General features: G+C 64.8%; 26 protein-coding genes. 15 read left to right on the forward strand and 11 right to left on the reverse strand.

Going from position 1 to position 24,729, the window contains the following annotated elements:
- Positions 1–48: 48 nt before the first annotated feature.
- The 3 genes from ACE191_RS05225 to ACE191_RS05235 form a co-directional block, all read right to left on the reverse strand.
- Complete coding sequence (locus tag ACE191_RS05225; RefSeq protein ID WP_400191129.1) at positions 49–1,773, reverse strand: DUF6044 family protein; 1,725 nt, start codon at positions 1,771–1,773, stop codon at positions 49–51.
- 515 nt (positions 1,774–2,288) lie between these two features.
- Positions 2,289–3,194 (reverse strand): site-specific tyrosine recombinase XerD, encoded by a 906-nt coding sequence (xerD, locus tag ACE191_RS05230; RefSeq protein ID WP_400191130.1) that lies wholly within the window; start codon positions 3,192–3,194, stop codon positions 2,289–2,291.
- Positions 3,195–3,278: 84 nt separating this feature from the next.
- Positions 3,279–3,875 carry a hypothetical protein gene (locus tag ACE191_RS05235; protein ID WP_400191131.1) on the reverse strand — a complete coding sequence of 199 codons (597 nt, stop codon included), beginning with the start codon at positions 3,873–3,875 and terminating at the stop codon, positions 3,279–3,281.
- Between the two features lie 72 nt (positions 3,876–3,947).
- Between ACE191_RS05235 and ACE191_RS05240 the strand changes: the two genes are divergently transcribed.
- From ACE191_RS05240 to ACE191_RS05260, 5 genes are all read left to right on the forward strand, one after another.
- A complete protein-coding gene (locus ACE191_RS05240) occupies positions 3,948–4,394 on the forward strand; it encodes a type II 3-dehydroquinate dehydratase (RefSeq protein ID WP_400191132.1) in 447 nt (148 codons plus the stop codon).
- Between the two features lie 171 nt (positions 4,395–4,565).
- Positions 4,566–5,621: an aminotransferase class V-fold PLP-dependent enzyme gene (locus tag ACE191_RS05245; RefSeq protein WP_400191133.1), complete on the forward strand. Its 1,056-nt coding sequence runs from the start codon at positions 4,566–4,568 to the stop codon at positions 5,619–5,621.
- Positions 5,622–5,676: 55 nt separating this feature from the next.
- Entirely contained in the window at positions 5,677–6,258 is a 582-nt protein-coding gene (locus ACE191_RS05250; RefSeq protein ID WP_400191134.1) for a MarC family protein, read from the forward strand.
- Positions 6,259–6,373: 115 nt separating this feature from the next.
- Positions 6,374–6,847, forward strand: a complete 474-nt coding sequence (gene rnhA / locus ACE191_RS05255; RefSeq protein ID WP_400191135.1) for a ribonuclease HI — start codon at positions 6,374–6,376, stop codon at positions 6,845–6,847.
- A gap of 63 nt (positions 6,848–6,910) precedes the next feature.
- A complete protein-coding gene (locus tag ACE191_RS05260; RefSeq protein WP_400191136.1) occupies positions 6,911–7,633 on the forward strand; it encodes a tRNA1(Val) (adenine(37)-N6)-methyltransferase in 723 nt (240 codons plus the stop codon).
- 33 nt (positions 7,634–7,666) lie between these two features.
- Here the strand turns inward: ACE191_RS05260 and ACE191_RS05265 are convergent, their stop codons facing one another.
- From ACE191_RS05265 to ACE191_RS05275, 3 genes are read right to left on the reverse strand one after another with little or no spacing between them, the layout of a single operon-like run.
- A complete protein-coding gene (locus ACE191_RS05265; RefSeq protein ID WP_400191137.1) occupies positions 7,667–8,362 on the reverse strand; it encodes an ATP-binding cassette domain-containing protein in 696 nt (231 codons plus the stop codon).
- A gap of 5 nt (positions 8,363–8,367) precedes the next feature.
- Positions 8,368–9,321, reverse strand: a complete 954-nt coding sequence (locus ACE191_RS05270) for a hypothetical protein (protein WP_400191138.1) — start codon at positions 9,319–9,321, stop codon at positions 8,368–8,370.
- 12 nt (positions 9,322–9,333) lie between these two features.
- Positions 9,334–10,692: a saccharopine dehydrogenase family protein gene (locus ACE191_RS05275; RefSeq protein WP_400191139.1), complete on the reverse strand. Its 1,359-nt coding sequence runs from the start codon at positions 10,690–10,692 to the stop codon at positions 9,334–9,336.
- Positions 10,693–10,932: 240 nt separating this feature from the next.
- Here ACE191_RS05275 and ACE191_RS05280 point away from each other — a divergent pair, with 240 nt between their 5' ends.
- Positions 10,933–11,421, forward strand: a complete 489-nt coding sequence (locus tag ACE191_RS05280; RefSeq protein WP_400191140.1) for a cytidine deaminase — start codon at positions 10,933–10,935, stop codon at positions 11,419–11,421.
- 11 nt (positions 11,422–11,432) lie between these two features.
- Positions 11,433–12,086 carry an alpha/beta hydrolase gene (locus ACE191_RS05285; RefSeq protein WP_400191141.1) on the forward strand — a complete coding sequence of 218 codons (654 nt, stop codon included), beginning with the start codon at positions 11,433–11,435 and terminating at the stop codon, positions 12,084–12,086.
- Positions 12,087–12,127: 41 nt separating this feature from the next.
- Here the strand turns inward: ACE191_RS05285 and ACE191_RS05290 are convergent, their stop codons facing one another.
- The 4 genes from ACE191_RS05290 to ACE191_RS05305 form a co-directional block, all read right to left on the reverse strand.
- Complete coding sequence (locus ACE191_RS05290; protein WP_400191142.1) at positions 12,128–12,883, reverse strand: SDR family NAD(P)-dependent oxidoreductase; 756 nt, start codon at positions 12,881–12,883, stop codon at positions 12,128–12,130.
- A gap of 102 nt (positions 12,884–12,985) precedes the next feature.
- Positions 12,986–13,774: a porin family protein gene (locus ACE191_RS05295; RefSeq protein WP_400191143.1), complete on the reverse strand. Its 789-nt coding sequence runs from the start codon at positions 13,772–13,774 to the stop codon at positions 12,986–12,988.
- Positions 13,723–14,448 carry a bifunctional demethylmenaquinone methyltransferase/2-methoxy-6-polyprenyl-1,4-benzoquinol methylase UbiE gene (gene ubiE / locus ACE191_RS05300; protein ID WP_400191144.1) on the reverse strand — a complete coding sequence of 242 codons (726 nt, stop codon included), beginning with the start codon at positions 14,446–14,448 and terminating at the stop codon, positions 13,723–13,725. The genes ACE191_RS05295 and ubiE overlap by 52 nt, the downstream gene beginning before the upstream one ends.
- A 244-nt stretch (positions 14,449–14,692) precedes the next feature.
- Entirely contained in the window at positions 14,693–16,924 is a 2,232-nt protein-coding gene (locus ACE191_RS05305; protein WP_400191145.1) for an OmpA family protein, read from the reverse strand.
- A 527-nt stretch (positions 16,925–17,451) separates the two neighbouring features.
- Between ACE191_RS05305 and yihA the strand changes: the two genes are divergently transcribed.
- From yihA to ACE191_RS05320, 3 genes are all read left to right on the forward strand, one after another.
- Positions 17,452–18,078 (forward strand): ribosome biogenesis GTP-binding protein YihA/YsxC, encoded by a 627-nt coding sequence (gene yihA / locus ACE191_RS05310; RefSeq protein ID WP_400191146.1) that lies wholly within the window; start codon positions 17,452–17,454, stop codon positions 18,076–18,078.
- Positions 18,079–18,149: 71 nt separating this feature from the next.
- Complete coding sequence (locus ACE191_RS05315) at positions 18,150–18,650, forward strand: energy transducer TonB (protein ID WP_400191147.1); 501 nt, start codon at positions 18,150–18,152, stop codon at positions 18,648–18,650.
- A 36-nt stretch (positions 18,651–18,686) separates the two neighbouring features.
- Positions 18,687–19,262 carry a DUF5606 domain-containing protein gene (locus tag ACE191_RS05320; RefSeq protein WP_400191148.1) on the forward strand — a complete coding sequence of 192 codons (576 nt, stop codon included), beginning with the start codon at positions 18,687–18,689 and terminating at the stop codon, positions 19,260–19,262.
- Positions 19,263–19,345: 83 nt separating this feature from the next.
- Here the strand turns inward: ACE191_RS05320 and fbp are convergent, their stop codons facing one another.
- Positions 19,346–20,377, reverse strand: a complete 1,032-nt coding sequence (gene fbp / locus ACE191_RS05325; protein ID WP_400191149.1) for a class 1 fructose-bisphosphatase — start codon at positions 20,375–20,377, stop codon at positions 19,346–19,348.
- 94 nt (positions 20,378–20,471) lie between these two features.
- Here fbp and ACE191_RS05330 point away from each other — a divergent pair, with 94 nt between their 5' ends.
- From ACE191_RS05330 to ACE191_RS05350, 5 genes are all read left to right on the forward strand, one after another.
- Complete coding sequence (locus ACE191_RS05330) at positions 20,472–21,776, forward strand: aspartate kinase (RefSeq protein ID WP_400191150.1); 1,305 nt, start codon at positions 20,472–20,474, stop codon at positions 21,774–21,776.
- Between the two features lie 132 nt (positions 21,777–21,908).
- Positions 21,909–22,682 (forward strand): enoyl-CoA hydratase-related protein, encoded by a 774-nt coding sequence (locus ACE191_RS05335; protein ID WP_400191151.1) that lies wholly within the window; start codon positions 21,909–21,911, stop codon positions 22,680–22,682.
- A 208-nt stretch (positions 22,683–22,890) separates the two neighbouring features.
- The gene (locus ACE191_RS05340; protein ID WP_400191152.1) at positions 22,891–23,316 is read left to right on the forward strand and encodes a Fur family transcriptional regulator; all 426 of its coding nucleotides are present in this window, start codon (positions 22,891–22,893) and stop codon (positions 23,314–23,316) included.
- A gap of 115 nt (positions 23,317–23,431) precedes the next feature.
- Positions 23,432–24,076 (forward strand): peroxiredoxin, encoded by a 645-nt coding sequence (locus ACE191_RS05345; protein ID WP_400191153.1) that lies wholly within the window; start codon positions 23,432–23,434, stop codon positions 24,074–24,076.
- 120 nt (positions 24,077–24,196) lie between these two features.
- Positions 24,197–24,685, forward strand: coding sequence for a GNAT family N-acetyltransferase (locus ACE191_RS05350; protein WP_400191154.1), 489 nt, complete (start codon positions 24,197–24,199; stop codon positions 24,683–24,685).
- Positions 24,686–24,729: the final 44 nt, after the last annotated feature.

The raw sequence follows: 24,729 nt of genomic DNA on the forward strand, positions 1-24,729 counted from the left end.
CCCTCAGGTCGTTAGCGGGGCGGGCCGCCGGCTCCCGGATCGGCTGATTCAGTCAACGCTATAAAGATACACCCGCCAGTACGCCGTTGGCTCATCGTATTGGCCCAGCAGGCGCAAACCGGTGGCTTCGGGCCGCGCCAGCTGGGCCGCCGACAGCACGTAGCGCCCCCCCAGCCGGCGAAAGGCCGCCGCGCCGAAGCGGAAGTCCTGCACCGTGGCAGCCGGGGTGCGGCCCACGCGGAAGTTGCGGCCCAGCTCGGCCGAAAACAGGTAGCAGCGGTTGCCCCAGCTGTCGAAATAGCGCCGCAGCTCGGGGCTTTTGGCCAGCTCGCCGGCAATGATGGGCCGGAAGCGGTGCTTGTAGGGCAAGGGGTAGTTGTTCTGGTAGCTGTCGAGGGTGTAGAAATTGTTGAGCTGGGCCACGGCGGGCGGAAAGCCCAGGCAGGCCACGCGCCAGCTTGCCGCCGGTCCGCTGCGCTGCTCCAGGTCGAGGCGAATCCGCTCAAACAGCTTGGGGGCTACGAACTGCCGCCAGGTAGGCTCGTGAGCGGCGGGCCGGCCCAGCGCCAGGCGCAGGTTGAGCAGCCACTCGGGGTTACCCACCAGGCCTATAAGCAGTTGCAGGCCCAGCAGCAAAGCGCGCAGTCGGGCCGAGGGCAGGGCCCGCAGGGCCAGCACCAGCACGCCAAACCAAAGCAGCGGCGTGAGGAAGTGAAAGCGGGAAAGGTTGAACGCACCCAGCGCCGGCGAAGCCCGCTGTAGCAGGGGCACGAGTTGGGCGTAGAAGCCGCAGGTCAGGGCCAATGCCAACAGCCCCAGCAACAACGCGCCCGCGCCGAGCAGCCTCTCCCCTACCCGCGCCCGGCCGCCCGCCCGCCAGAGCTGCGCGGCCGCCAGCACCAGCGTCAGCAGGATGGCGCCGCGGAAAAAGCGGCTGGCGTGGTACTGGCCCCAGAAGAAAAACTGCGCGCTGCTGCGCAGCCCCGCCAGCAGCCCACCCGGCGTTAGGTCGCCGGGGAGGAACTCCACGCGGTGCGGCACGAACTCGGGCGCGATGAGCACCGCACGCAGCAGCGGCCACTCGACTACGGCGTAGCTGAGGGCCAGCAGCCCGACCCCAGCCCAGGCCGCCCGGTGCAGGCGGCGGGTGCGCAGGCCGTCGGCGAGCAAGCCCAGGCCCAGGCCCGCCACGATGAAGGCCCCGGCCAGCACCAAGCTCGACCAAAGCGGAAACCCGGTCAATACCAGCCAGTCGGTCCAGCGGGCGCGGGCAGTGCGCAGGTTGAGCACGGCCAGCAGCGGCCAGGGCGTACCCAGCGCCGAGAGGCCGTACATGGTGTAGGTGGGCAGCGCGGCCCAGGCCAGCGCCACGGCCGCGGCCCAACCTTGCCCGCCGGCCCCGGCCCAGGCGTAGCGGCGCAGCAGCAGGTACATGCCCGCCAGGGCAGCCAGCCGCACCAGCAGCTGGTTGAGCCAGTAGGCGGGCAGCGGGTCGAGCGGGCCGAACAGGGCCACGGTTACGCTCAGGCCGGGGCGCAGGGCGGTGCGCGGCAGCCCGTTCATGATGGCCGGCACGGTGGCCTCGGGCCGGTAGTCAAGGGCCACGCCGAAGCGGTGCAGCAGGTAGGGGATGTTCAGCTCGGCGTCGAGGTTGTCGTCGATGAGCACGTAGCCGTCGGGACCCAGCAGCAGGGCGGGCAGCCAGAGCAGCAGCAGCGCCAGGGCCGCCAGCAGCAGCGGCCGGGGGCGAACGGGCAGGGCGGGGAAAGTCATGCGCGGCAAAGGTCGCAGCCGGGGCGGGTAGTTGGCACCGGCGGGGCCACGAATATGGGAATCGGCGGGTGGCGGGAAACTGGCTGATGCTTCGCTGGGGGAAACCCCGGGGCTCGGACCGAAAAAATGGTACGGGGTGGGAAGCCAGGTTTGCGCCGGGGAAATCCGGTTACCGGCTGGGAAGCGGCGCGCATACCCTGGGAAGCCTTGCGCAAGGGCTGGGAGGTGTCGCACACACGCCGGGAAGCGGTGCGCAGATGCTGGGAATCGTTGCACACCGGCTGGGAAACGTTGCACGCATGCTGGAAAGCGTTGCGCAAGGGCTGGGGAACGTTGCGTGCGGGGTGGAAACGCCCGCCCCAGCCAGCTACGGCGCCCCATTCAACGAAGCGGGCGAGATGCTTGCCTACGGCGACCTTCGGTTCGGCTTCGCTCAGCATGAGGGGCAAATGAACTCAGCCCGCCTGTTCTGACAGGCTGAGCGGGTACGTTCGGCCCGTTTGCGGCCCCGGCACCTAGCTGCGGGGGTGGAAGGCGGTGATGACCTGGCGCAGGTAGTCGCGGTCGAGGTGGGTGTAGATTTCGGTGGTGGTGATGCTCTCGTGGCCCAGCATTTCCTGCACGGCGCGCAAATCGGCGCCGCCCTCGATGAGGTGGGTGGCGAAGGAGTGGCGGAAGGTGTGCGGACTGATGGTTTTGCGGATGCCGGCCTTGGCGGCGGTGTCCTTGATGATGTTGAACACCATCACCCGCGAGAGGGCCCCGCCGCGGCGGTTCAGAAACACGATGTCCTCGGAGCCCTTCTGCACCTCGAGGTGGCAGCGGATGGCGCTCAGGTAGATGGCTACGTGCTTGAGCGCGTCGCGGCCGATGGGCACCAGCCGCTCCTTGGAGCCCTTGCCCAGCACGCGCACGAAGCCCTCGTCGGGGTACAGGTTGGAGAGGCGCAGGCCGATCAGCTCCGATACGCGCAGGCCCGAGGAATACAGCACTTCCAGCATGGCGCGGTTGCGGGTACCCTCGGGCGTGCTCATATCGATGGCGCCCAATAGCTGCTCGATTTCCGCGTAGCTGAGCGTGTCGGGCAGCTTGCGCCCGAGCTTGGGCGACTCCACCGTGTCGGTGGGGTCGTGGGTGGCCAGGTCTTCGATGAGCAGGAACTTGTAGAAGGCCCGCAGCCCCGAGAGCGTGCGCGCCTGCGACACGGCCGAGAGGCCCAACTCGCCCAGCCAGGCCAGAAAGGCGCGAATCAGGGCGGTGCTGACTTTGTCGGGGCCGGGGTTTTGCTGGGTCAGCTCCAGAAACTGGCGCAGCTTGTCCACGTCGCGCGCGTAGGCTTCGATGGAGTGGCCCGCCAGCGACTTTTCCAGCCGCAGGTAGCCCTCAAACTGCTTTTGAATGATATTCCACTGCAAGGCCATAGGCCTACAAAGCTACGGCGCCCGGCGGGGAGTGGCATCGTAGCGCGCACGGGGTAGTAAGCGCTACGGCCTGCGACGGTCCGGCTAAAACGCCTGCACGTCGAAGCGGCCGTCCTTCACCGTGAGGGTTTTGCCGTCGGCGGAGGTGGCCGAAAACGCGAACGTGCCCGAAATGATGGTGAAGCGCGAGGTGACGGTATTGCCCAGCACGGTGGTCGTGGTGGTGCGCGGCTCAACTTTGGTGATGGTGAGCGTGGCGTAGTTGCCGGTGTTCACGCCCGCCGTGTACTCCTGGATGTTGTTCAGGTCGTTGTCGCGCGACCAGTAGCGGGCCGTAAAGCCGTCGGCGAGGGTGTAGGTGCCCGGCGCGAGGGTGCTGGTGTTCAGGGCCAGGTTAAACTCTTCCCAGCCCGGGGCGTCGTCGTGGTCGTCGGAGGCCTTGAGGGTGAAGCCGCTGGTGGTCAGGTCGGCGTCGAGCGGGGGCAGCAGGGTATGGTCGGAGTGCGGCAGCCACACTTTGTCGTTGAGCAGGCAGCCGTAGGTGTTCTTACCCTCCTGGGTGGCGTCGGGCAGCTTGGGCTTGAGGCTGACTTTTTCGCAGCCGCTGGCCAGCAGCAGCACGGTGAGCAGGGGCAGCAGCGCACGGCGGCGCACGAAGGCGGTGGTGGAGAGGGCGTTCATGACGCTGCAAGTTACGCTGCCCGCGGGCTACCGCGGCTCACATATTCGGGTAGTTCCCCCCATCTTCGCCCCATGCACATTCTGATTCTCAACGGCCCGAACCTGAACCTGCTCGGCCGCCGCGAGCCCGCCGTCTACGGCACGCGCTCCTTCGACGACTTTCTGCCCGAGCTGCGCGAGGCTTTTCCCGACCTCACGCTGGAATACTTCCAGTCCAACCACGAGGGCGAGCTGATCGACAAGCTCCACGAGGTGGGCTTCGCCTACGCCGGCGTGGTGCTGAACGCGGGCGGCTACACTCACACCAGCGTGGCCCTGGCCGACGCGGTGGCCGCCATTGCCACGCCCGTGGTGGAGGTACACCTCTCCAACCTGGCCGCCCGCGAAGACTTTCGCAAGGTGAGCTTGATTGGCCGCTACTGCGTGGGCTCGGTGGCGGGTTTCAAGCTCGAAAGCTACCGCCTAGCCTTGCACTACTTCCAGGCGCTACGCCCCAAGCGCGTGGGCTTCAAGGTCTGAGCCCGGGCAGGCGGCGCCCCGCTCGCCCCGGGGCCGGGGCCGGGTCATGCCGCGGGCGAAAACTCGCGGGCTTTCCGGCAACTTGCCAAGCATCGTAGGCGGCGGGCCGGCTACCTTTGCGGCGTCCCCGCGCCCGGCGCGGGCTTTCGATTCCCTCTGACTTCCCCGCCTATGTACTCGTTTATTCCCGGCCCCGCGCAGGTCTACCCCGCCGTACGCCAATACCTCACCGCCGCCTACGACGAGGGCTGGCTTTCGGCCCCGCACCGCGGGGAGCGGTTCACGGCCCTGGTGCGCCAGACCGTGGGCGAGCTGAAGGCCCGCCTCAACATTCCCCAGGACTACTTCATCTTCTTTACTTCCTCGGCCACCGAGTGCTGGGAGATTCTGGCCCAGAGCCTGACCACGCGCCGCAGCTTCCACCTCTACAACGGCTCGTTCGGCGAGAAGTGGCTCGACTACGCCCGCGTCATCCGGCCCGAGAGCAGCGGCCACCAGTTTGGCCTCGACGAGGTGCCCGACCCGGCCCTGATTCCGGCCGACGCCGATCTGGTGTGCATCACCCAGAACGAGACCAGCACCGCCACCCAGCTGCGCGACGGGGCCGTGCTCAACCTCTACAACCGCTGCCAGCAAACCGGCGCCCTGCTCTGCGTGGACGCCACCTCGTCGCTGGGCGGCATTCAGCTCAAGCACATCAAGGCCGACGTGTGGTTTGCCTCGGTGCAGAAGTGCTTTGGGCTGCCGGCCGGGCTGGGGCTGCTGATTTGCTCACCCCGCGCCATTGCCCGGGCCCGCGAGCTGAACGAGCGCGGCCACTACAACTCGCTCACGGCCCTGCACGAAAAGATGCTCAACCATCAGACTACGCACACGCCCAACGTGCTGGCAATCTACCTGCTGTGCCGCGTGCTGCTCGACCGCGCCCCCATCAAGGCCATCGACCAGCACCTGCGCGAGCGGGCCGCGCGACTTTACCAGTTCTTCGAGGAGAACAGCCCCTTTACGCCCCTGGTGCAGAATCCCGAAACCCGCTCCACTACCGTCATCGGTCTGCAGGGCCAGCCCGCCCGCATCGAGGAGGTGAAGCGCCGGGCCCTGGCCGCGGGCCTCACCCTGGGCGGCGGCTACGGTCCCTGGGCCAAGACCACCCTTCGCATTGCCAACTTCCCCGCCCTGCCCGACGTAGCCTACGAGCAGCTGATGCAGTTTTTTACGGCCCAGTAACGCCCCGGCGGCCGGTTTCCGCCCTACTGTTTGCCCGCCCGTTAGTGCTTCCGCCATGCCCGACCTCGCCGCCACGTTCTCGCTCAAGGAAATTTCGTCGGTTACGCTCACCCTGTTTGCCATCATCGACATCCTGGGCTCCATTCCCATCATCATCCAGATTCGCCAGCGCGAGGGCGCCATCAACGCCGAAAAGGCCACCGTGGTAGCGGCCGCGCTGATGGTGGCCTTCCTGTTCCTGGGCCAGAGCATTCTGTCCTTGTTCGGGGTCGATTTTCAGTCGTTTGCCCTGGCCGGCGCGCTCATCATCTTCTTCATTGGCGTGGAAATGGTGCTGGGCATCGAGCTGTTCCGCCACAACCCGCTGGCCTCGGGCTCGGGCTCCATCGTGCCGCTGGCCTTTCCCCTCATCGTGGGGGCCGGCACCATGACCACGCTGCTTTCCCTGCGGGCCGCCTACTCGCTGCCCAACGTGCTGGTGGGCATCTTCGTCAACCTCGTGTTCGTGTACCTGGTGCTGCGCAGCTCTTCCTGGATTGAGCGCAAGCTAGGCAAGGCCGGTGAAGACATCCTGCGCCGCGTGTTTGGCGTGATTCTGCTCGCCATTGCCATCAAGCTCTTCAAGGCCAATTTTTGAATAGGTGTTAGGAATTAGGGACTTGGGGCTTAGGTTTTTGGGGGAGCATCTGTTTACTCCGTTCCCACCTAGGTCCCAGACCCTAAGTCCTAAAGCCTAAGTCCCTAACTCCTAAATGATTTACCTGTTCACCGACGGCTCTTCCCGGGGCAACCCGGGCCCGGGCGGCTACGGCGCCCTGCTGCGCTACGGCCCCCACGAAAAAGAGCTGACCCAGGGCTTTCGGCTCACTACCAACAACCGCATGGAGCTGCTGGCCGTGATTGTGGGCCTGGAGGCCGTCAACCGCCCCGAGCTGCCCATCACGGTCGTGTCCGACTCCAAGTACGTGGTCGAGGCCGTGGACAAGAAGTGGGTGTTCGGCTGGGAGAAAAAGCCCGACTTCGGCAAGAAAGCCAACGAGGACTTGTGGCGGCGCTTCCTGAAGGTGTACCGCCAGCGCACCGTGCAGTTCAAGTGGATCAAGGGCCACGCCGGCCACGCCGAAAACGAGCGGTGCGACCAGCTGGCCGTGCGCAGCGCCCTGCGCGGCCCCCTGCTCATCGACGAAGGCTACGAACGCCTCGAAGCCCGGCGGGCCCTGCTGTAGCGCGGGCGTTTCTTCTTAAGTAAAGTCGTTCAACGACCGGGCGCCTGCGACGCACCCCCACCCGTGGCCAACTCCTACTTTCAGTTCAAGCAGTTCCGCATCGAGCAGGGTGCCTGCGCCATGAAGGTGTGCACCGACGCCTGCGTGCTCGGCGCGGTGGCCGCGGTGGCCGGAGCCGCGCGCCTGCTCGACGTGGGCACCGGCACCGGCTTGCTGGCCCTGATGGCGGCGCAGCGCAACCCGGCCGCCCGCATCGAGGCGGTAGAGCTGGACGCGGCCGCCGCCGCGCAGGCCGCCGCCAACGTGGCCGCCAGTCCCTGGGCCGGGCGCATTCGGGTGCACGCCCAAAGTCTGCAGGACTTTGCCGCCACCCAGCCCGCGCCCTTCGACCACATCCTGAGCAACCCGCCGTTTTTCCGCCACTCCCTCCGCTCACCCGACGCCCAGCGCACCACTGCCCGCCACACCGCCGCCGACACCCTCACCTTCGCTGAGCTGGCCCGCTTCGCCGCCGATTTTCTGACCGCCGCCGGCCAGCTCACCGTGCTGCTGCCCCCGCCCGAAATGCAGCACTTCGAGCGCGAGGCGCGGCAAGCTGGCCTCTACCCTAGCCGGCAATTGGTGCTGCGCCACCGCCCCGGTAGCAAGCCCCTGCGCCACATCACGGCCTTCAGCCGCCAGCCGGCAGCGGTGGCGGAGCAGGAGCTAACCCTGCACGAGTCCGACGAGGCCGGCTACTCCCCCGCTTTTCAGGCTTTGCTGCGCGACTTCTACCTGCACCTGTAAGGACCTGTTCTGGCGCACTCGTCGGTTTTCGGCTCAGGGCAGCAACTCGCGGAGCCGGGCCAGCTTCTGCTGGTGCAGGCTGTCGAGCAGGTCATTGGCCAGAGTGCCGAACTCGGTGGCCTGGTAGTGGCGCTGCACCACGCCGCCGCTGAGCACCGTGATTTCGTCGCAGATTTCGGTGAGGGCGCCCAGCAGGTGCGAAGTCAGCAGCAGGCCGGTGCCCTGGGTGCGCAGGCGCAGCAGAATTTCCTTCAGCAGCAGGTTGGCGCTCAGGTCGAGGCCGTTGAAGGGTTCGTCGAGGATGAGGTAGCGGAAGTTCTGCACCAGCAAGGCCAGCAGCGCCAGCTTCTTCTTCATGCCGGCCGAATACTCCTCGGCGTACTGATCGAGCGGCAACTCCAATAGTTCGTTCCAGCCTTCGATGCCGCGCCGGGGCAGCCCCCGCGCCTGCAGGCAGAACTCCACGTACTCGCGGCCGGTAAGTCGGGGATAAAACCAGGGCTCGTAGGGCAGCAGCCCGGTGTAGGGCCGGATGGGCAGCCCGGTGGTTTCCAGTACCTGGCCCTGGTAGTCGGCCACCAAACCGTAGAGGCAGTTGATGAGCGTGGTTTTGCCCGCGCCGTTGGCTCCTACCAGCCCGTGAATGGTACCGGGGCGCAGGTTCAGACTCACGTTGCGCAGCACTTGGTGCGGTCCGTAGGCTTTGCGCAGCTGGCGGATGCTGATCATACTGGTTAGTCGAAGCGGTAGGAAGCCAGCTGGTGCCGGCTTTTCAACACGAGGCCCAGAGCAGCGGCCAGCAGCAGGGCCGAGTACACGGTTTGGGTGCCGGCCAGCAGCACCAGGGCTGTTACCCCGCCCTGGGTGAGCCGGATGAGCGTGGCCTGGGGGTAGAAGGCGTACTTAGCCAGCACCAGCAGCCCAATCAGCACGCAGCCCCAAACCCAGAACAGCGCGGCCCCGGCCCGGCCCGCCGCGCCTTCGGCCATAATTACTACCAGCGGCGTGGCCGTGAGCAGATAGTAGCCCCCGGCCCATTGCAGCCGGCGCAGCAGCAGCTGGCCGGGGCTGCGGCCCGTGAGCAGCAGCATGCCGGGCGGCTCGGGCGTTCCGAAGAGCGTGCCCACCAGCAGCGTCCAGGCCCCTACTGCCAGGACGGGTACCATGGGCTGCCGGTGCTGCCAGCTACTGAGCGCCAGCAAGACCACCCACACCGCCCCGCCCGGCACCAGTCGAAAGCCCCCCACCCACTCAAACGCCGCGCTGCGAAACCAGCTGCGGCGCCGCAAAAGTCGCGCAGAACGGGCCCTGGCGGCCGGAAGCCAGGCCACCAGCGGGGTGGCAGCCAGGGTGAGCAGGGCGGCGGGCCAGTGCCCAAATGCCAGCAGCGCCGCCAGCACTGGCCCGGCCAATAGCAGGTACTCGGCGGCCAGCCAGCGGCGGAACTGCGGCGCTACTAGGGGCAGCAGCGCCAGATCGGCGCGGCGGCGGTGGCCCGACCAAGCAACCAGACCCAACATCGGCGGCAGCAGCCAATGGGCGGCCGGCTCCTGGGCCAGCGTCAGCAGGGTTTTGCCAATGGCGCCCAGCACCAGCGGCGTGAGCAGAAGCAGGCGCAGCCAGCCCAGCTCGGCCAACTGCCGGCCCAGCACCCGGGCGCGCAGGCGCAGATAGGCCCTCAGTGCCATGCTTTGCGGCCCTTACAGCGCCTCGACGGCCTGCTCGCTTTCCACGAACCGGATGCCGTAGTCGGCGGCCAGCTCGGCCAGAATGGGCGCGTAGAGGTCGGCGTGCGTGGGAATGACCACGCCCGGCTGCGTTACCAGCCCGCGGGCCAGGCGCCGCACGGCCATTCCCAGGGGCAGTCCCACGGTTTTGGCCATAGCCGTGTGCACGGCGTCGTCGCCGATGACTACCAGCGAAGAGGTGCGCCGCTGGGCCGAGCCGTCGGGCAAGCGGTAGTCGAACAGGTGCTGCATCACAATCATGTCGTGGTCGTGGGGCTGCAGCTGCCAGCGGGCGGTGAGCAGGCGCTCCAGCAGCTGGGCGGGCGTGGCATCGGGCAAACCCACCGGCTCGGGGCCAAACAAGCCCAGCCAGTTCAGCCGCTGCATTTCGGGCCCCTCGGGCGCCAGATGCAGGTGGGCCGCCACGCGCGCGGCCAGCGGCTGGCTCCCGGTGGCCGGTGGCAGAAACGACTCCAGCAGCTCGGCCCAGGGCTGCTGGGCAGTGTTGCCGAGGTGGTAGCTGTCGTCGGTGAGGCCCAGGGCGACCAGCGCGGCCCAGGCGGCGCAGTAGCCGGGCCGGCGCAGGGTGCCGCGCAGCATGGTGGGAATGGTTTCCAGCCCGTAGATGGGCCGGTAGCTCAGCGAGTCGCGGTTGGCGTAGCCCTCGAAGGCCCCGTAGCCCGGCACCTGCAGGGCCTCGACGCGGCGGAACAGGTGCTGGTAGGGAATAAAGCGCGGGTGGCCGTCTTCGATGTAGCGGGCGGTGCCCTGCCCGGCCAGCACCACGTTGCGCGGGTTCCAGGTGAACTTGTAGCGCCAGGGGTTGTCGCCCTCCGAGTCGGGCGCCAGCAGCCCGCCGCAGTACGAGCGGAAGCCGGTGAGCTGCCCGCCCTCGGCTCGGATTTCCTCCAGCACCGGCAACGCCGACATGTGGTCGAGGCCGGGGTCGAGGCCGCACTCCATCAGGAACGTGAGCCCGGCGGCCCGGGCCTCGGCGTCGAAGGTGCGGATTTCGTCGGTGGCGTAGGAGGCCGTGGCCAGGTGACGGCCGTGCAGCAGGCAGGCCTTGGCCACCACGGGGTGAAACAAGGCCGGCAGCATGGAAATGACCAGGTCGTGGGCCGCCACCAGCTCGTGCAGGCGTTCCGGCTGGCCGATTTCAAAGGCCACGGCCCGGGCCCGGTCGGCGTGCGCGGCCAGCAGCCCGGTCAGCGGGGCGGGGTTTACGTCGGCAATGGTCAGCTGCCAGTCTTCGGCCGTGAGGTGGCCCAGCAGGTACTGAATAAGCGAAGAAGCCGAGCGGCCGGCCCCGAGCAGAAGAATACGGGTCATGGAAAATGGGTTGCGCGTTGTCGGCTGGCAAGCCCGGGAGTTTCGACGCGTGGCGGCTCGCTGGCGGATAAAAGCACCCGGGTGCCACGGACCACCAACCATTCACCACAAACGAAAAACCCGGTATTGGCTACCAACTGAATTCCGCCCGAAATGTACTATTTTCGTCCCCCGTAGCCCAACGGGGGCTGCCTTTCGGCGGCTTATCTTCTCTGTTCCCCCGCTGAATTTGCGCCCTCGATGGCCCAAACCCTGAATCTGACCATCACCGCCGACGTGCTGACCGAGGCGGAACTCTCCCCCGCCGAAACCCGCTGCTGGCAAGCAGCCCAGGCAGCTACCGCGCATTCCTACGCCCCCTACTCCCACTTTCACGTGGGCGCGGCCCTGCTGCTCGACGACGACTCGATCTGCTGGAACGTCAACCAGGAAAACGCCGCTTACCCCTCGGGCCTGTGCGCCGAGCGCACCGCCCTGTTCGGCCTGGCCAACCAGCCCGAGCGCCGCATCCGGCTGATGGCCGTGGCGGCCCGCCCCCAGAACGGCGAGTTTGTGCCTGTGACGTCCTGCGGAGCCTGCCGCCAGGTAATGGCCGAGTTCGAGCAGCGCCAGGCCGAGCCCATCACCCTGCTGCTGCCCGGCCCCGACGGCACCATCTGGCGCTTTCAGCGCCTGACCGACCTGCTGCCCTTCCAGTTCATGGCCGACGTGCTGCCGACCCGCGCCTAGCCGCTTCGCGAGTGGACGCGCACGAACACCGCCTGGTAGTGCCCCGCACGGCCCGCTACTACCAGCTGGGCGAGCTGGCCACGGCCCGCCGCCTGTGGGTGGTATGCCACGGCTACGGGCAGCTGGCCGCCTACTTCATCCGCCACTTCCGCGCGGTGGCCGAGCATGTGCCCGGCACGGTGGTGGTGGCGCCCGAGGGCTTGTCGAAGTTTTACCTGCAGGGCACCAGCGGCCGCGTGGGCGCTACCTGGATGACGCGCGAAGACCGTCTGGGCGAAATCGAGGATTACTCGGCTTACCTCGACCAACTGCTGGCCCAGCTGCAGGCAGCCTGCCCGCCGGGTACGCCGGTTACGCTGCTGGGCTTTTCGCAGGGCGCCACCACGCTCAGCCGCTGGCTGCTACGCCGTCCTTTCCGCCCCCGGCACCTGGTGCTCTGGGCAGGTACTTTTCCCGAAGACGCCGACCCGGCCGCCGCCCGCGAGCTGCTGACTACGCTGCCCGCTCTCACGGTGGTGTGCGGCACAGCCGACCCCTACGTGCCGGAGGATAAAGTTGACGGACAGCTGGCACTGCTGGGCCAGCACGGCGGACGGCCCGCCGTACTGCGCTTTGCGGGCGGCCACGAGCTGAACGCCGCCGTGCTGCGGCAGTTGGCCGAATAGCAGGCCTGTATTCCGGACAAAAACGCCCACCGCCCGCTGGATTAAGCGGGCGGTTGCTTGTTGATGACGGTGGCGGCCGCCTGGGCCCCGGCCAGAATGGTTACTTCCGAGATGGTCACGTGCGGCGGGCGGGTGACCATGAACTGAATGACCTCGGCCACGTCTTCGGGCCGGAGGGGCTCGAAGCCTTGATACACGCTCTCGGCCCGGGCTACGTCGCCCTTGAAGCGCACCTGCGAAAACTCGGTTTGCACCGCCCCGGGGTTTACTTCCGCCACCCGAATGCCCAGCCCGATCAGGTCGAGGCGCATGCCCTTGCTGAGCGAGGCCACGGCGGCCTTGGAGGCGCAGTACACGTTGCCGTTGGCGTAAACCTCGTGGCCGGCAATCGAGCCGATGTTGACGATGAAACCGTTGCGCCGCGCCTGCATGGCCGGCAGCACCGCGTGGGTCACGTTCAGCAGGCCCCGCACGTTGCTGTCGAGCATGGCGTCCCAGTCAGTTGGGTCGCCGCTTTGAATGGGCGCCAGGCCGTGGGCGTTGCCGGCGTTGTTCACCAGCACGTCGATGGCCCGAAACTCCTCGGGCAGGCTGGCCACGGCGGCGCCCACGGCGGCCCGGTCGCGCACGTCGAAAGTCAGAATGTGAACCGGCGTGGCGGCCAGCTCGCGGGCCAGCTCTTCCAGCCGCTCGCGGCGGCGGCCGGTCACCACCAGCTTGAACCCGGCCTGGGCCAGGGCTACCGCGGTGGCGCGGCCAATTCCCGACGAAGCGCCGGTAATAAGGGCGATGCGCATATCAGATCAGAAGTGGATTGCGAGCGTAGCGGGGCGCACCCAACGGGGCTTGCCCAGCCCGGTGAATCAGACTTCCCGCCCCGGCAAGGTGCCTAGCGGGTGCTACTCAATGTTCAGGTACAAGGTCACCGAGTTGCTGCGCACGCGCTGAAAGCTGCCGGTGTAGAAGTCGGCGCCGGGCTGCAACAGGTTGGTCAGGCCGTGGGAAAAGCGCAGCTCGGGAGCAAACTTAAAGAAGGGGTAGAACAGGTCGAGGCCCACGCCGTACTCGATGGCCAGGTCGGAGCTGCCGATGGCCAGCTGGCTGCGGGCCGGCTCGCGCTTGCGCTGCCCGATGTTGATGCTGGGCTTGAGTCCGCCGATGACGTACACCCGCGTGTTGCGACGGCGCTCCGAGTGAAATTTCAGCAGCAATGGAAACGTGACCTGGGTAGTGCTGATTTCCTGGTTGAGCACGGTGTCCTGCGCGCCGCCGAATTTCTTGAACTCCACCTGGTTTTCGTAGAGCGGGTTCACGCCCGGCGCGAAGCGCAAGCTCAGGTAGTCGCTCAGGCGCGCATCACCGATGAAGCCCACCCCAAAGCCCGGCGTCACCAGCGCATTGGCCGACACGCCCGAAGTGGGGTACGCCGCCGAGTGCTCGAGCCGGTAGCGCGAGCCGTACACCGAGATGTAGATGCCGGGGTGAAACCACCGGTCGTCGTAGCCGGGCAGGTTGTTTACCGTGACCGACTTCACCCGGCCGCCCTTGCCGCGGCTGGCGCTGGTCTGACTGCGCTTCTGGGCCACTACGACCGTGGGCAGCAGCAGCAGCAAAAGCATCACCCGCAGCAGGCGGGCTACTTGGTGGCGGTGTAGATGGAGCTGATGCCGAACGTGAGCGGTTGCCATTGAGGGGAAGTAAAACCAACCTGCCGAAGAATGGCCAGAAAGTCGGGGCCATCGGGAAACGCCTGCACCGACTCGGGCAGGTACGTATAGGCGGACTGGTCTTTGGAAATCAGTTTGCCAAAAACCGGCAGAATGTGCCGAAAGTAAAAATTGTAGGCCTGCTTGAAGGGAAACCCCCGGGGCTTGGAAAACTCCAGCACCACCAGCTTGCCGCCGGGCCGCAGCACCCGCCGCATTTCCGTCAGACCTTGGGCCAGGTTTTCGAAGTTGCGCACCCCAAACGAAGCCGTAACGGCGTCGAAGGTGTTGTCAGCGAAGGGCAGGTTCTCGGAGTCGCCCAGCTGCAGCTCGATGCGGTGGCCCAGGCCCCGCTCGCGCACCTTGCGGCGGCCCACCTCCAGCATGCCCTCCGAGATGTCGACCCCGGTTACCTGCACGTCGGGCCCCACTTTCAGGCTTTCGAAGGCAAAGTCGCCAGTGCCGGTGGCAATGTCGAGGATGCGGGCCGGGCGCAGCTGCCGCAGCTCCCCCACGGCCTTGCGCCGCCAGTAAATATCGGTGCCGGCGCTCAGGAAGTGGTTGAGGAAGTCGTACTTGCCGGCGATGCTGTTGAACATCTGCGCGACCTGGGACTTCTTGCCCGTGGGGTCATCTTTGTAGGGAACTACGCTCATGGGTGGTCAAGCAAACGGCTAAAGGGCCCGCAAATTGCCCAAATAGAACGAGCCCCGCGGCATATTGTTGGAAAAAGCCGCGTGGCCCCGCCCGCACTGCGCCCCACTTCGCCCCTTTCCGGCTCAATGCCACCCGCTTCCGCGCTCGGCCGGCCTGAGCAGGGCACTCGGCCGGCCCCAAATAAAAAGCGGGCCGGACCGTGGTGGTCCGACCCGCTTTCGGGAGTGACGAACGCGGGAGGCGTTAGTCGTTCTTGGTTTTCACCTTGGTTTTGTCGCCGGCGGCGTCCTTGGCTTTGGAGTCCAGCTCGCCAGCCTTGGTGGTCGTCTTGCTTTTCTCGCCGGTGGCGCTTTCGGTTTTCACCTTCACTTTGTCGCTGTCCTCGTCTACCTTGGTTTTCACCTTGGTGCCGTCGGCGGTTTTCACCTTGGTTTTGCCGGGCTGCAGCGGGGCCGTGGTGCGGCCCGAAGTGCCCGAAGCGCCGGTGCTGGTGCCGGTAGTGGCGCCACCGCTGGTGCCGGGCTGGTTGATCTGCATGTTCTGCATCGACTCACCCTCCTTCAGAATCACCTTGAATTCCACGCGGCGGTTGAGCTGCATGTTTTCGGGCGAATCGTTGGTAGCGGCCGGGCGACGCTCGCCGTAGCTTACCGTTACCATGCGCGTTTCGGCAATGCCGTTACGCTTGAGGTAGTTGTAGGCCGAGTTCGAGCGGTTCTGGCCCAGTACCATGTTGTACTCGTCGGTGTTGCGCGAGTCACAGTGGCCTTCAATGGAGATGTTGATGCCCGGGTTGGCTTTCAGGATGCCGGCAATGTTGTTCAGCTCACGCACCGACTCGGGGCGCAGGTTGTACTTGTCGGTATCGAAGTAGATCTTCTTGAAGGCGAACATCGAGCCGCTGGTGGTGTCGACGTACGGGATGTAGAAGTTCTTGGTGATAACGGCCGAGTCTTCGACTACAACCGGCACGGCAAACTCCTCGGTGGTGATGTTCTTGCCGTCTTTCGACAGGGCAACCTGGTAGGTACGGCCCGAGAGCACGTTCACCGCGTAGTTGCCCGAGTCGGGGCGCGTCACATCGCGGAAGCTGATGGCCGTCTTGTCAGCCGTCTGCCCGTTGAACACCAGCTCGACGCCGGGAATGATGGTGGTGCTGTCGCGCGAGGAGAAGACCTTGCCCTGCACCGTTACATTCTTGATGTAGTTGATGGTGTAGATGTCCTTTTCACCGTAGCCGCCGATGCGGTACGACGACAGGTAGGCATACGAGCCGTCGGGCGAGAGGCGGTAGTAGGTGTCGTCGTCGGGCGTGTTTACCGGGTAGCCCATGTTTTCGGGCGCGCCCCAGCGCTTGCCAATCGAGTCGTACACCGACTTGAAGATGTCGTAGCCGCCCATGGTGTTGTGGCCGCGCGACGAGAAGTACAGGGTTTTGCCGTCGCGGCTCAGGTAGGGGCTGTCGTCGTCGAAGCGGGTGTTGATGGCCGAGCCCAGGCTCTTGGCCGGACCCCAGTCGCCGCCCGCCTGGCGGGTAGCAGTGTAGATGTCGAGGCGGCCATCCTCCGAGTATTTACCCGTCGAGAAGTAAATCGTCAGGCCGTCCGGGGTGATGTAGGCGTCCGATTCAAAGGCTTTCGAGTTGATGTTGCCGTTGAGTTTCTTGGGCTCGGTCCAGTCGCCGCCGCTTTTCTCCGAGTAGAAGATGTCGCCGTTCTCATCCTGGCGGTACATCAGCATCTTGGAGTCGTTGTCGAACACCTGAATGGAGGCGTCGTGGCCCTTGCCATTGAGCGCGCCCGACAGCGAACGGGGCTTCTCCCACTCGTCTTCGCTGATGCGCTTGGCCTCGAAGATGTCTTCGTAGTACTCGCCGTCGGAGGCTACGTTGCCCTTGCCTTTCTTGGCATCGGCACCCGAGGCGTTGGCGCCGGTCACGTTTTCCGAGCGCGAGGTGAACAGCAGCACCTTATCATCGCTCGAGATTACGGGGCTGTGCTCCGAGTAAGCCGAGTTGATGGTCGGGCCCAGGTTCTTGACGAAGATGTCCTTGGGGCTGTTGAACTGAATCTTGGCGTTTTTGGCGTGCTGAATCAGCTGAGCCAAATCGGCCTTGCGCGAGTCCTTCTTTTTCAGCGTGGCGTTGTAGCGCTGGAAGTGGGCAATAGCCTCGTCGAAGTTGTAGTTCAGGTGGTCGACGCGGCCCAGCCAGTACTCCACATCTTTCGAAACCTTGGGCTTGAGTTTCTGGGCTTTGTAGATGTAGTCGCTGGCTTTTTCCTTGTCGAACGACATGTAGGAAATGCCGGCGCGGAACAAGGCCAGAGCGTTGTTGGGCTCCTTGGCCAGCACCTGCTCGTAGTAGGGAATGGCCGCACGGTAGTTCTCCAGGTCGTAGAACTTGTTGGCGGTCTTCAGCTGCTTACGGGTGCTTTGGGCCATCGAAGGCTGAGCCACTGCTGCGGCGAGTGCCATTGCGCAAGAAGCCTGTAGTAACCTTCTGACGAAGTTGTCCATTGGAAGGGGAGTTTGAAATAAGGAGTTGCGAGAAGGAGTGTGGTGGCGTTTCGCGGAAAAGACTCCTTTATTAAAGAGCCTAGGGTATGCAAAAGCGTCCCTATATACTCAAAACCCGACTCAAGGTTAGTTGTCGGCAGTTGAATCGGAAGAGGCGGGGCGCAGTCGGTTACCGCGCAGCTTCCTCCAAAATCGTGCAGAAAGCCCCAAAAACGGGGTTCGGCACGGGCAAAGATAGAAATTTTATAATACGACCTTCGCCTTATCCAATCTATTTTCGGCGACGGCGGGGTCAAACGCAGAAAAAACGGTAGCTAAAAATTTTTGCGCGGCGATAAGTTGGGCCGCACAAATATAGAAGTGGTAAAATAACTGCAAGAAAACAGGCAAAAAAATTACCCTCCTTTTAAGTGCTCCGGGGCGTTCCCAATTCCGGTCCGCGTACTTTTACCGGTTGTCATTCCTTTCTTTCCCGCCCTTTTCATATGGTTATTCGCGACGCCCGCTTTATCTGCAGCAATACCCAGGTAGCGCTGTGCCCCGAGCCTACGCGGCCCGAATACGCCTTCATTGGCCGCTCCAATGTGGGTAAATCCTCGCTAATAAATATGCTGACCGGCCGCTCGGGATTGGCCAAAACTTCGTCCTTGCCGGGCAAAACCCAACTCATCAATCATTTCCTGATTAATGACGAATGGTACCTGGTCGATTTACCGGGTTACGGCTACGCGCGCGTCAGCAAAGAGTCGCGCGCCAATTGGGGGAAAATGATTCGGGCTTATTTGGCCAAGCGCGAAAACTTAACCTGCGTTTTTGTGCTCATCGACTCGCGCCTGGAGCCGCAAGCCGTTGATCTTGAGTTTCTCACGATGCTGGGCGAAATGGGCGTGCCCTTCGTGCTGGTATTTACCAAGGCCGATAAGCAGTCGGGTTCGCGCACGGCCCACAACGTGCAAACTTTTCTGGCCAAAATGCGCGAAACCTGGGACGAGCTGCCGCGCCACTTCATTACCTCGGCCACCGGCCGCACCGGCCGCACCGGCCGCGACGAGGTGCTGGCCTTCATCGGCGAAGTCAACGGGCAGGTGCAGGAAGCGGAGGGGAATGCGTAGATTGGCCTCGTAATTGCCAGCGGCGGGCTTTGCCTCGGCGACATCCCTTCACTTCTCGTTTTCTACCCATCATGAAAAAAACCACCTTCACGCTGGCCCTGGCCCTGCTCGCCTTTGCTGCCGCGCCGGCCCTGGCGCAGCAGAAAGTGAAAGTGAAAACCAAAACCGAGTCGAACGGCGCCCCCGCGCCCGAAACCGAAGCCGCGCCAGCCCCCGAAGCCGGCACCGGCGCCGGCCAGGCCGGCACGGGCTCAGTCGGCAAAAGCATTGCCGTAGCCCAGTACTACGAGGGCGGCCAGGACGCCATGTACGCCTTTATTCAGCAGGAGCTGAAGTACCCGCTTATGGCCCGCCGCAACCGCATTCAAGGCACCTGCATCGTGAGCTTCACCCTGAACCCCGACGGAAGTATGTCGGGCGTGAAGCTGGTGAAAAACATCGGCGGCGGCTGCGGCGAGGAAGCCCTGCGCGTGACGCGCCTGCTCAAGTTCAAACAGCCCGAGTACCCCATCCTGACCAGCCTGCCCATTTCCTTTAAGCTGGGTGCTGCCGGCGCCAACACGGCCCAGTAGCCGCCCCGCGGATTCGTTTCACTTCTTTTTGTTCCTATGCCCTACGACCTGAGGGAAATTGCCGCCATCAGCGGCATGAGCGGCCTCTACCGCCTGGTACGCCCCGCCCACAACGGTGTGCTGGTCGAAACCCTTGACGCGCAAGGCCGCCGCTCGGTAGCCTCGGCCCGCAACAAGGTGTCGCTGCTGCACGAAATTTCCATCTACACCCAAGACCCCGAGCAAACCGTGCCGCTCACGGAGGTGTTCGACCGCATCTACCAGAAATACGGCCAGGAGCTGCCCGTGACCCACAAGTCGGACGAAGCCGCGCTGAGCCAGTTCATGGGCGAGGTGGTTCCCGAGTACGACCGGCAGCGCGTCTACCTGTCCGACATCAAAAAGCTGGTGAGCTGGTACGGGGCCGTGAGCAGCCGCCTGACGTACCAGTCGGCCGAGGCCGCCGCGGGCAACGAAGCCGCCGTCCAGGCCGAGGAAAACGACCCGACCACCAACACGCTGAGCACCGCCGGCGCCGTGCCCGACCAGTCGGAAGCGGCCGACGACGCGGCCGAGAACCCCGAAGCGGGCGGCAGCAAAGCCACGCGCAGCCGCAAGAAATCGGAGGAATAGCTTCCCTTCCGCTTTCGTCACTTCACGTAAAAAGGCCCCGCCGGATTTCCGGCGGGGCCTTTTTACGTGAAGCAACTGGTGGCCTAGGCTTCCTGGGCCGCGTCGATGGTTTCGGCCTTGGCAATAAACTCTTCGGCCTTGTTGACCAGCTCGGTCGAGCCAATGAACAGCGGGCACCGCTCGTGCAGGCTCTGGGGCTCTACTTCCATGATGCGCTTGTAGCCGGTGCTGGCCTTGCCGCCGGCCTGCTCCACGATGAAGGCCAGGGCATTGCACTCGTACATGAGGCGCAGCTTGCCGTTGGGAGCCTTGGTGGTGGGCGGGTAGATGTAGATACCGCCCTTGAGCAGGTTGCGGTGGAAGTCGGCCACCAACGAGCCGATGTAGCGGGCCGAGAAGTTCTGGTCTTTGCAGTACTGCACGTACTGCTGCACGCCCGGGGTGAAGGAGTTGGAGCTGCCCTCGTTGATGGAGTAGATGTTACCGCTGACCGGGGTGGTGATGTTGGGGTGCGAGAGGAAGAATTCGCCCAGCGAGGCTTCGTAGGTGAAGCCGTTGACGCCCGCGCCGGTGGTGTACACCAGCATGGTGCTCGAGCCGTAAATCACGTAGCCGGCGGCCACCTGGTGCACGCCCTTCTGCAGGCAGTCTTCCTGGGTGCCCTCCTGCCCGATGGGCGACTGGCGGCGGTAAATCGAGAAAATGGTGCCGATCGACACGTTCACGTCGATGTTCGACGAGCCGTCCAAGGGGTCGATGGCCACCACGTACTTGCCCTGGAGCTTGCCGGTCTGAATCATGTCTTCCTCCTCCTCGGAGATGACCGTGCACACCTCGCCGCCGTTGCGCAGGGCGCGAATGAAGCGGATATTGGCAATGACGTCGAGCTTCTGCTGCTCCTCGCCCTGCACGTTCTGCTGCCCGTAAGCACCGGCAATGTCGATGAGGCCGGAGCGGTTGATTTCGCGGTTCACGATTTTGGCCGCCAGGGCAATGTCGCGCAGCAGCTGCGACAACTCGCCGGTAGCGTACGGGAAATCTTCCTGCTTGCGCATGATAAACCGGTCGAGGGTGGTGCCTACCGGAAGCGCAAGGCGGTCAGTGTGATGGTCCATAGCAGCGGGTAAAGGGGAAAGAGGGCATTGACTGGATAGGCAAAACTACGCGTTTTCGCGGGCATCTGCGGGTTGATTCTCTACTTTTGGCCCCATGCAGCATCCGCTTCCGCTTAGCGTGTACAAATTCGGCGGCGCCTCCGTCAAAGACGCCGCCGCCATCCGCAACCTCCACGGCATTCTGCAGCAGCACCCGGCCGGCCAGCCCCTGATAGTGGTGGTGTCGGCCATGGGCAAGACCACCAACGCCCTGGAGCAGCTGTTTCACCTGGCCCACTCGGGCCAGGACTACCGCCAGCCCCTGGAGGCGCTGCGCCGCTTTCACGCCGACGTGGCCGCCGAGCTGCTGCCCCAGGCGCCGCGCGACGAGCAGGGCCTGCCCGCCTGTGGCGCGGGCGAAGCTTCGCTGGCCGCCCTGCTGCAGCAGCTCGGCGACCGGCTGGGCGCGGTGAGCAAAGGCGAGTACGACCGGCAGTACGACCAGATTGTGAGCTACGGCGAACTGCTGGCCACCTGCATCGTGGCGGCGGCCACCGGGGCCCGCTGGCTCGACGTGCGCCCGCTCATCCGCACCGACCACGCCTGGCGCGAGGCCCGCGTAGACTGGGCCACTACCGAGCGCCACCTGCGCGAGCAGGTGCTGCCGCTGCTGGGCCAGGGCGTGGTGCTCACCCAGGGCTTTCTGGGCGGCACCAGCAGTGGGCAAACCACCACCCTGGGCCGCGAAGGCTCCGACTACACGGCCGCCATCCTGGCCTACTGCCTGGGGGCCAGCTCGGTTACCATCTGGAAAGACGTGGCGGGCTTGCTCAACGCCGACCCCAAGATCTTTCCCAACCCGGTGCGCTACCCCGAAATCAGCTACCAGGAAACCATCGAAATGGCTTACTACGGGGCCTCCGTCATTCACCCCAAAACCATCAAGCCCCTGGCCGTGCGCGGCATTCCACTCTACGTCAAGTCGTTCCTGGACCCCGGCGCGGCGGGCACCTGCATTCACGACTGCAAGCACGCGGGGCTGGTGCCGGCCTTCATCCGCAAAACCGACCAGTGCCTGATTTCCTTCGAGGCCCGCGACCTGACGTTCATCTCGGAGGAAAACCTGGAAGTCATTTTCGGCGCCCTGGCCCAGCTGCGGCTCAAGATCAACCTGATGCAGAACTCGGCCATCAGCTTCTCGGTGTGCACCGACTGGCACGAGTACCGGGTGCGCAAGCTGCTAGAGGCGCTGCGCGAGCAGTTTACCATCTACTACAACACCGGCCTGGAGCTGTACACCATCAAGAACTACACGCCCGAGGCCATCCGCGAGCTGACCCAGGGCCGGGAGTTGCTGCTGGAGCAGCGCACCCGCCAGACGTTTCAGTTTGTGAGCCGCACCACGCCCCCGTCATCCTGAGTGTGAGCGAAGGACCTTCTCACGCTAGAGCGAAGCTCGTGACAACGACTTTTTCAGCGGTGAGAAGGTCCTTCGCTTTGCTCAGGATGACGGATTTCTCCTGTTGATTTTCCCACTCCTCCCCTTTTCCCGATGGAATTCATCCGCGTAACCCCCGACGCCCGGCCCCAGGTGGCCCTTATCGAATTAAACCGTCCCAAGGAGCTGAACGCCCTGAACCTGCAACTGATGCAGGAAGTTGCCGCCGCCCTCAAGGAGCTGGACGACAACGAGCAGGTGCGCGTGATTGTGCTGACCGGCTCGGAGCGGGCCTTTGCCGCCGGCGCCGACATCAAGCAGATGGCCGGCCGTACGGCCATCGACATGCTGGTGGTCGACCAGTTTTCGGTGTGGGACCAGATTCGCAAAACCAAGAAGCCGCTGATTGCGGCCGTGTCGGGCTTTGCTTTGGGCGGCGGCTGCGAGCTGGCCATGACCTGCGACATGATCGTGGCCTCGGAAACGGCCCAGTTTGGCCAGCCCGAAATCAAGATTGGGGTGATGCCCGGCGCCGGCGGCACCCAGCGCCTGACCCGCGCCGTGGGCAAGGCCCGGGCCATGGAAATGGTACTCACGGGCAAGCCCATTTCGGCCCTGGAGGCCGAGCGCGCCGGGCTGGTCAACCGCGTGGTGCCGGTGGGCCAGTTCCTGGAAGAAGCCTTCCGCCTGGCCGCTAGCATTGCCGAAATGTCGCCGGTGGCGGCCCGGCTGGCCAAGGAATCGGTGAACCGCGCCTTCGAAACCCACCTCGACGAAGGCCTGCACTTCGAGCGCAAAAACTTCTACCTCACCTTCGCCTCCGAAGACCAGAAGGAAGGCATGGCCGCCTTCGTGGAAAAGCGCAAGCCTGCGTTCAAGGGAAAATGAGTGGCAGCTGCCAGTTGTTAGTTGTTGGTTGTCAGTTGCCAGGACGTTCTCACTAACAACTCGCAATTGCCAACTGGCAACTGCCAACTGACAACCAGCGGCTAAACCGGGCAGCGCGCGAACCTTTTCGGGGGCTATTGGCTTTTACAGCTACCTTTGCAGCGGAGAATCATTCTTATCTGTGGCGCTTTCTTCTTCCTCCCTTCCTGTGCTCACCCCGGAGCAGCTGCGCGAGCGGCTGGCCACGGCCGGTTTGCGGGCTACGCAGCAGCGGCTGGCCATTCTGGAGGCCTTGCTGACGCTGCCGGGCCACCCCACTGCCGAGCAGGTGTTTCGCCGGGTGCGGCCTGCTAACCCCACCGTGTCGCTGGGCACGGTGTACAAGGCCCTCGATTCGTTTGTGGCCGGGGGGCTGCTGCGCCGCGTGGCCGATGCCGACGGTACCCGCCGCCGCTACGACCCCGACTGCACCCATCACCACCACCTGGTGTGCCAGGACACGCAGGAAATCATCGACTACTGCGACCCGCAGCTCGACCACCTGCTGCAGGAGTTCTTCGCCGCCCGGGGCTTCGACAACTTCCAGCCCCGCTCCTTTTCCCTGCACATCACCGGCACCCGCGTGAGCCACTGATGCCCGCCTGTCCGGCCACCGGAGGGCCGGGCTTCCTGCCCGGTCTGCCCGGCGCGCCTGGACTCAACCCCGACTTACTCTCTTTACCCTTTTTCCACCCCAATTTCCATTCATCATGGCAGTTCTCGTTGGCAAGCGTGCCCCTTCGTTCAAAGCTACCGCCGTTATCGACGGCGAATTCGAGGAGGATTTCTCGCTTGACCGCTACCTAGGCAAGAAGCACGTGCTCTTCTACTTCTACCCGGCCGATTTCACCTTCGTGTGCCCCACCGAAATCATTGCTTTCCAGGACCGTCTGGCCGAGTTTGAGGCCAAAGGCGTAGCCGTAGTGGGCTGCTCGACCGACACACACTTCTCGCACTTCGCCTGGCTGCAAACCCCGCGCGACAAGGGCGGCATCGAAGGCGTAACCTACCCCCTGGTGGCCGACGCTACCAAGACCATTGCCGCCAACTACGACGTGCTCGGTGGTCACTACGACTACAACGAAGCCGGCGAGATGACCTTCACCGGTTCGCCCCTGGCCTACCGCGGCCTGTTCCTGATCGACCGCGACGGTATCGTGCGTCACCAGCTGGTGAACGACGGTCCGCTGGGCCGCTCCATCGACGAGGCCATCCGCATGGTGGACGCGCTGCAGTACTTCGAGAAAAACGGCGAAGTGTGCCCGGCCAACTGGGAAGAAGGCAAGGAAGCCATGCAGGCCACCCGCGAAGGCGTAGCCAACTACCTGGGCAAGCTGCAGACCGAAACCGTCTAGCCCGCCCCCGAGCCCGGCTGCTCCGTCAGCCTGTAAACCTGAAATGCCCCGGCCAGCCTTGGTCGGGGCATTTTTTTGGCCAGGCACTGCCCAGCTCGCGGAACCAAGTACTTTTGCGGCATGCTACTCCGCCGGGCCACGGCTGCCGATGCTGCGGGCATCGGCCAGCTGTTCTACGACACCATCACCGAAGTAAACGCGGCTGACTACTCGGCGGCGCAGGTAGAAGCATGGCGCGGCGGCTGGCAGAACCTGGCGGGCTGGCAGTCCAAAATCCGGGCGCAGCACTTTCTGGTAGCGGAGGATGCCGGCGCGCTGGCGGGATTTACCTCCCTGGCTCCGGATGGCTACCTGGATTTTATGTTTGTGAGTGCGCGGCACCAGCGCCAGGGCGTGGCCCGGCGGCTCTTACAGGCACTGCTGGCTGAGGCCACCGCCCGGGGTCTGCCGCAGGTATATACCGACGCCAGCCGCACGGCCCGGGATTTTTTCACTCACCATGGGTTTCAGGTAGTGCGGGAGCAGCACCCGGTGGTAAGGGGCGTGGCCCTGGTAAACTACCGCATGGTGCGCCCGGTTTCGCTCCCTGAACCCCATCCTACCCGCTAGCTCCTGGTTATCCTGTATTCCATAGCCCTGTACCTGTATGCGCT

Origin of the sequence: Hymenobacter sp. B81 (assembly GCF_044628455.1) — a bacterium.
Lineage (GTDB): Bacteria > Bacteroidota > Bacteroidia > Cytophagales > Hymenobacteraceae > Solirubrum.